The organism is Methanobrevibacter sp. (assembly GCF_045539575.1).
GTDB lineage: Archaea > Methanobacteriota > Methanobacteria > Methanobacteriales > Methanobacteriaceae > Methanocatella.
The window spans coordinates 1-7,514 of the sequence record NZ_JAZQFM010000069.1; the positions used below are offsets into that span (position 1 = coordinate 1).

General features: G+C 35.0%; 8 protein-coding genes. 7 read left to right on the top strand and 1 reads right to left on the bottom strand.

Translation table 11 applies throughout. The features are described 5' to 3' along the window. Nucleotides 1-235 precede the first annotated feature (235 nt). A complete protein-coding gene (fdhD, locus tag ACKI30_RS08700; protein ID WP_407411661.1) occupies nucleotides 236-985 on the top strand; it encodes a formate dehydrogenase accessory sulfurtransferase FdhD in 750 nt (249 codons plus the stop codon). 2 nt (nucleotides 986-987) lie between these two features. Here the strand turns inward: fdhD and hxlB are convergent, their stop codons facing one another. Then, a complete protein-coding gene (hxlB, locus tag ACKI30_RS08705) occupies nucleotides 988-1,578 on the bottom strand; it encodes a 6-phospho-3-hexuloisomerase (protein WP_407411663.1) in 591 nt (196 codons plus the stop codon). 62 nt (nucleotides 1,579-1,640) lie between these two features. Between hxlB and ACKI30_RS08710 the strand changes: the two genes are divergently transcribed. The 6 genes from ACKI30_RS08710 to ACKI30_RS08735 all read left to right on the top strand — a co-directional run. Then, a complete protein-coding gene (locus tag ACKI30_RS08710) occupies nucleotides 1,641-2,510 on the top strand; it encodes a LysR family transcriptional regulator (protein ID WP_407411665.1) in 870 nt (289 codons plus the stop codon). A gap of 155 nt (nucleotides 2,511-2,665) precedes the next feature. After that, nucleotides 2,666-3,580: a carbohydrate kinase family protein gene (locus ACKI30_RS08715; RefSeq protein ID WP_407411667.1), complete on the top strand. Its 915-nt coding sequence runs from the start codon at nucleotides 2,666-2,668 to the stop codon at nucleotides 3,578-3,580. Between the two features lie 239 nt (nucleotides 3,581-3,819). Beyond that, nucleotides 3,820-5,118, top strand: coding sequence for a phosphomethylpyrimidine synthase (gene thiC / locus ACKI30_RS08720; protein WP_407411669.1), 1,299 nt, complete (start codon nucleotides 3,820-3,822; stop codon nucleotides 5,116-5,118). A 345-nt stretch (nucleotides 5,119-5,463) separates the two neighbouring features. Continuing rightward, complete coding sequence (locus ACKI30_RS08725; RefSeq protein WP_330007928.1) at nucleotides 5,464-5,991, top strand: hypothetical protein; 528 nt, start codon at nucleotides 5,464-5,466, stop codon at nucleotides 5,989-5,991. A 4-nt stretch (nucleotides 5,992-5,995) separates the two neighbouring features. After that, nucleotides 5,996-6,664, top strand: a complete 669-nt coding sequence (locus ACKI30_RS08730) for a hypothetical protein (protein ID WP_407411671.1) — start codon at nucleotides 5,996-5,998, stop codon at nucleotides 6,662-6,664. Between the two features lie 205 nt (nucleotides 6,665-6,869). Continuing rightward, nucleotides 6,870-7,514: AAA family ATPase (locus tag ACKI30_RS08735; protein ID WP_407411673.1), on the top strand; the 645-nt coding region annotated here is incomplete at its 3' end.

A 7,514-nucleotide genomic window follows, 5' to 3' on the forward strand; every position in this document is an offset into this window, starting at 1 on the left:
ATAAACATCTAATCAACAGAAACTGCCATAACCAATAGACATAATAACATTATAAACACTATTATCGATGAAATCACCATTTAAATAACTTTAAAAAAATTAAATCACCACATATGTAATAATTAATATACACTTTTGAACAGTACATCATATCGAAATGAAAAAATCTATAAAAACAGTATATATATTATATAATCAAAACTATTATTAACGATAGTTATTATGGAGCGTTAAAATGAAAGTTGAAGAAATAGATGCTATAAATTTTAAAGACAATATTGCAAAAGATGTAAAAGAAATGGTAGTTCAGGACGAAACCATCACATTAACAATCAACAATGAAATAAGCCGCAGCTTATCTGCAATTGAGGATTCCCTTAAGGAATTTACAGTAGGATACCTATTTAACGAAAACATGGTCAAGTCAATGGATGACATCAAAAAAATTGAAGTTGACGGAGTTCAGATCCATGCTGAAATTGATGATACCCTCCTAAAAACAAACGAAACTGTGTTATGTTCAGATTCAGCAGGAGGATGGAGAAGCAAAATAAAACAAGTAAATCCTGTCAAATCCGATTTTCAGGTACATGTAAATGAATTAATCGACAGAATTGAAGAATTGAAAGACAATGCTGAAATCTGGCAAGCTACCGGAGGAACACATGTGGCTGGAATTGTCTACGACGGACAGTTTGTTGTAAAAGAGGACGTCAGCCGTCACGTTGCGGTGGACAAGGTTATAGGATACGGACTTTTAAACGGCTTTGACCTGTCACAGTCCTATGTAATATACAGCGGAAGAATGCCTGCAGATATGGTAATCAAAATGACCCGTGCAGGAGTGCCTATTTTAGCGTCAAACGCAGCTCCCGCTAATTCAGGATATAATATTGCAAAAAAAGGAAACATTACATTGGTTGGATTTTTAAGAGGCCAACGCTGTAACGTTTATAATAATCAGAACAGAGTAATTTTTGACTAAAATTACTCTAAAACTGTATGTCTAGCTTTTAAATCACTTTCAGTCTGTTCCATTTTTTCCATTAACTCGGACACGATTGCATCTAAAAATACCAAGGTGGTCAGTTCAAATGCTGTACCCAATGGAGTTAATGAAGTATAGTTACCGTGAATTTGACGTTTCATATAGTTTTCATCATCCACTTCCTGTTTTGTCCTACCCTTAACGAAAAGGTAACCGTCAGCCAATTGACCAAGAGTGGAATCAGGATAAGAAGTAACTGCCAAAACTTTAGAACCCCTATTTTTAGCTATATTTGCTGCAGAAACGATAGTATTTGTTTCTCCTGAACCTGAAATTGCGATTATACAATCCCCTTCATTGATTGCCGGAGATATTGTTTCCCCTACAACATATGCGCTCAAACCTAAATGCATCAATCTCATTGCAAATGCCTTGGCCGCAAGACCAGATCTTCCTGCACCTGTAACAAATACGTTTTTAGCGTTAATTATCACATCTTCAAATTCATCAATAGCTTTTTCATCTAAAAAATCTTGAGCACTCTCAATATTATCCAATATAGCCTTAATAGAAGTTTTCATTATTTCCATTTTATCTACCTAAATGTTAAACAGTACATTATAATTATGATTAAATATATTATATATAATTAATGAAATTGAAAAGTAAGGGATTAATCAGTCTGGACATTGACGGTGACATATATGACTACAAGCTGTATCAGAGTTTGGAATCCCTATCCATGACCAGGTCACAAAGACAATCAGCCAAGGAACTTAACATATCACATACTGTTTTTAATAGAAGACTGCTGAAGGCTGAAGAGAAACTCGGCGTCAAGATTACCAAGAAGGTTGGAAACGGAACAATATTGACAAGGGAAGGTCTGGATTTACTTGAAGAATTTCAGAGATATGCCGTGAGGATTGAAAAGACCGCCAACATCAACATTGTTGGAGGACATATCAGTTCCGGACTACTTGAGACAATAAAGCATCCTTTCAATACAAACATTTACAGCAGCAGCGACAGGGATGCATTCGAACTTGCAAAAAGAGGTGCAGTCGACATTCTGACATTGGACGATCCGCTGATAGCATATGAAAGGGACATTGACTTTACACCGATAGCATACGATTATCTGGTTTTGATTTCAAGTCCCGACTGCGATGAAATAACAAGCATCAACGATTTGAAGGGCATGAATTTCGTAAACGTCACAGGTTCCGCGCAAAGGCTTGCATGGAATACCCTGAAGCATTACGACATAGAATATAACATCACCCACAAGGTAAACTCACAGTTCGATGCCTTCAAGCTGGTTAGGAATTCCAGCAATCTGCACTGCTTTTTAAATGCCAGTTATTTCAATGGAAATGAACTGCTGAAGTTCGATACACGTCACGTAATCAGCCTGATAAAAGTCAGTGAGGACAAACCGGAGGTTGATGAATTTATAGAGTATTTATTGAACGAAGGTCAGGAAGCCATAAGAAATCAGGGCTTCACCCCTATACAGTAATACTCACCAAATGGTCTCGGCAAAGAAAAAATATATTTAATAAACATAGTAATTTATACGATTTTATGCATTGGTGAGAAATCATTTATATGTCACTCAAAACATTAAATAACTATAAAATCCAATATTAAATTGATAAAATTAAAGGCGATATTATGGCAAAAAACAGAGATTTACTAGCGATTGGTCACTCTGCTCACGATTATATTATTAGAGTGCCTGAATTTCCAAAAGCAAACTTTTCAGCACCAATTACAAACATGAAAACCTTCAATGGTGGAGCAGCAGCTAATGTTGCGTGTGTTGGTGCAAAATTAGGATTAAAAACCTCATTGGTTTCAGCTGTTGGCGGAGATTTCAAAAAAACCGAATACTTTGAACATATGCAAAATCTCGGTATTGACACCGATTCACTAATCATTGTTCCGGGAGAGGCTACCCCTACCGCATTTGTCCTCACCGATGACAATGACGACCAGATTAGCTACTTCTATTGGGGAGCTGCCCGTGAATTTGCAGAAAGCAAAGTTCCAACTTCAGCAATAAAAAATACCGAAGCGGTTCACTTGGCTACCGGAGATCCGGACTTCAACTGGAAATGTTCACAGGAAGCAAAGGACGAGGACTTGCTCGTTTCATTCGACCCAGGTCAAGACCTTGGAATGTATGATACCAAAAAATTGACTGACGTCATTGAAAATACAACAATACTCTTTGGAAATCATCATGAAATTCAAAGAATTTTAGATGCTCTTGAAGTTGATTTAGCAGGCCTCAGAGAGCTTGGACCAAAAATAATCGTTAAAACTTGTGGAGCTCAAGGCAGTGAAATCTATTCAAATGAAGACAAAATAAAAATCGATGCGATTACAACAGAAGCGGTTGACCCTACAGGAGCGGGGGACTCCTACAGGGCAGGATTTTTATCAAGATTCCTGAACGGCGAATCACTTGAGGAATCCGCAAAATTCGCATCTACCGTATCATCATTCATCATTGAGCATCAAGGTTGTCAAACCAACATGCCAAGCTTTGATGAAGCGTTCGAAAGAATGAATGGATTTTACTAAATCCATTTTTTAATTTTTTTAAAGTAAAACTTATATTTATCAATATTTCTTTAATTTGTTTTTATTAAATTAAAAATAACTATTTTTTTAAAAGCACTTTACATATATCAATAAAGTTTGAATTACCAATAATCCAATTAATTTAAATACTATTAAATAAAAATAACACAATATCAACTTATAGTGAGAACATTATAAAACAGATTTGATTATTTTAAAATTCAATTGAGGAAGATAATATGACACAAATTAGCGATGCAAAAAAAGGCATTTTAACCGATGAAATGAAACACGTCGCAGAAGTTGAAGGTGTTTCAGAAGATTTCATTTTAAAATCCGTTGCAAACGGAACTATAGTAATACCAGGAAACGTGCACAGAGACATTGAAGCTGCAGGTATCGGTGCAGGATTAAGAACAAAAGTTAACGCAACAGTCGGAACTTCAACAGATATCGTTAACTTTGATGAAGAAGTATTAAAAGCACAAATTGCAATCGACAACGGTGCAGACTGTTTAATGGAATTAAGTATTGGCGGAGACCTTGACGTAATCAGAAGAAGAGTACTCGACATGTCCCCATTACCAGTAGGATCAGTACCAGTTTATCAGGCAGCTATCGAAAGTATCAGAAGAGACGGTTCCGTCGTTTACATGACTGAAGATGACTTGTTCAACACCATCGAAAAACAAGCAAAAGATGGTATTGACTTTATGGCAATTCACAGTAGTATCAACATCGAAACCTTAACCAGACTCAAAAGACAAGGCCGTGTAACCGGTCTCGTATCCCGTGGCGGATCATTCATGTCCGGTTGGATTGTTGAAAACGAAAAAGAAAACCCATTATACGAAAACTTCGATTATGTTTTAGAAATCGCAAAAGAGCATGACGTAGTCTTATCACTTGCAAACGGTATGAGAGCAGGATCCATTGCTGATTCAACCGACAGGGCTCAAATACAAGAATTGATCATTTTAGGAGAATTGATTGACAGGTCCCGTGAAGCTGGAGTTCAATGTATGATTGAAGGACCAGGTCACATTCCAATCAATGAAATTCCGACAAACGTAATGATTCAGAAAAAAATGTGTTCCAACGCTCCTTTCTACATGTTAGGACCTATTGTATGTGATGTAGCACCAGGTTACGACCACATCGTATCTGCTATCGGAGCAGCATCCTCTGCAAAAGCTGGAGCAGACTTCATCTGTTACGTAACTCCTGCAGAACACTTAGCTCTCCCTAACCCAGATGACGTAAGGGAAGGTGTTATTGCAACTAAAATCGGAGCTTACGCTGGAGACTTAGCAACCGGTCAAATTGACGGTTCACAAGATTTAGCTATGGCTGAAGCAAGGAAAAATCTCGATTGGGAAGCACAATACGCTTGTGCAATGTTCCCTGAAGCTGCACGTGCAAAAAGAGACCAAAGACCTCCTGAAGAAGAAGACACCTGTACCATGTGCGGTAACTTCTGTGCAGTAAAAATCGTGAACGAATGGTTGGACCAATCCGATTCCGACTTAATCAAATAGATAGATTCCTATCTATTTTAACTTCTTTTTTATTTTTATCTAATTTTAATCAACTCTTTTTACATTAACACTGACGTTTTGAAATTTCCTATCTGATTTTTTATTGGGATATATATCCAACAGTTGAAAACAATGAAAAACTGCAAATTGCAAATGTTAATGCAAACCAATATTTCACCACAATTTTACGAAGTCAGTGCAATTTTACTAAATGACTGCAATTTGTAAAATAAATGCTAATATTAACTAATAACCTGAATAAACACCTTAAAAATACTTAAAAATAAAAATATTTAAATACAATCAAAATATAACTAATTCATAACCAACCATAAGGTGAATAATATGAACATCAATAAAAGCATTCCCATTGTTTATGACCCCGAAATATTAAATAAAATCAAAGAAATGATAAACGAAGGATTTGACAAATTAAACACATTTGTCAAAACAAAAATCAATGAAAAAAATATTAAAACTAAAAATTTTGAATTTTACTATGAATTAGACCAAAAATTTGATGCAATCGCATTCAAATTAAAAGAATTAAAATTATGTGATGAATTTAATTATTTTCTTTCTATTTCAGATTACATTTTATACATAGTTCATCAAAATTCTATTGATTCAACATTTGGATATTGTAATTTTGCTCTTGAATTGTTCGATTTTTTTACTGAATTATTTAAAACCAATACCGAATTTTATAATTCTTCTGAGAAAATCCCCCTTAACGAATTCAAAACCATACAAAAAAAATTTAAGGAAAGATATTGGGATTACAGATACATCTTTTATAATGACATATATCAACCCAGTGGCAGTTTCACTGATGAAGAGATGTATGAAATTCACAAAAGTTTAAGGGACTGATTTCATGAACTTTTTTGTAGACACCAATATTCCAATAGGTTACACCGTCATCCACGACAGATTACATGAAAAATCAAAAACATTTATAGACAATCATGAAACTGATTCTATTTTTTGGTCCACATTAGTGAAAAAAGAATATCACGAAACATTAAACGACCTAATTGATGAAGTGAAAATTTTCTTGGAATACTGCAAATCTATTCTAAAAGCAAACCAAAACGATTTTATAAATTATTATGAATTTGAAAATTTTATCCTTAACAAAACAAAAGAATGTACTTTAGATTATAGGAAAAAACAAAAAATTTTAGAGGATTTTTGGAAAAATACTAATTTTAATGAAGGAATTGGTGAAATAATTTATTTTAAATTCCGTGAATTTCTTCATGATTTTCAACAATTATACATTAAAAGACAAAAAATGTTAAGAGAAATAATGATTCTACATAATTGCGGTTTAGACAATTATTTGAGATATTTCAATTATGCAAAGCAACTGTATGAATGGGGCGTTCACAGACCCGACTGCAAGATCATTGCCGATGCCCATGACTGCGGCAAAACACATGACAACTTGATATTCGTTTCAGCCGACAAAAAGATGATAAAAATAATCACATCCCACAATACAAGCTTTTTAAACATTGCAGAATTTAAATCCTGCAACTAATAATATGAGTTCAATCCATAAATCGTCAATTTAGCGAATTCCAATTCACATTAACATTGACCTTTTGAAATCATCATCCGATTTTTTAATTGGGATATATATCCGACAGTTGAAATACAATGAAAACCGCAAATAGCTGCCGTTAATGTTAATATTATATTACCTGAAAAACATATCTTAAACCATACACATAGGGAATGATTATATGGAGTCCATTAATGAAACCTCAAAGGAAAAACTTCTTGAAACAATTGAAATATTGAAGGAAGAGAACGAAAAAACCAAAGATGAACTGATGGAAAAGGTCAGGGCTCTTGAAGGAGAACAGCTTAAATCAAACGTGAGCAATCGCCAGCTTGAAGGAAAAATCAAAGAGCTTAAAGGTGAAATCAACTCCTTTAAAAAGACACCTCTTGTACTTGCAACTGTGACTGAAGTTTTTGATGAAACCAAAATAGGAATTCAGGGTGCAGTCGGCCATGAATTTCTTGTAACATGCCCAGGTTCAATTAACAGAGATTTGCTTGAGCCTGGAGCAAGGGTTGCACTGAACCAGAATAGTTTAACAGTAGTCAATGTATTTCCTGCCAAAAAAGACAAAAACGTTTCCGCTATGGAAATAGATGAAAAGCCTGACGTTACTTACGAGGACATTGGCGGACTAGACACACAGATTACCGAGATAAAGGAAACCGTGGAACTTCCAATAAAAAATCCTGAAATATTTGAAGAAATCGGTATTGATCCGCCAAAGGGAATTCTGCTTTACGGACCTCCCGGAACAGGTAAGACACTCCTTGCAAAGGCAGTTGCCAATGAAACCAACGCAACATTCATTAAAATTGTGGCT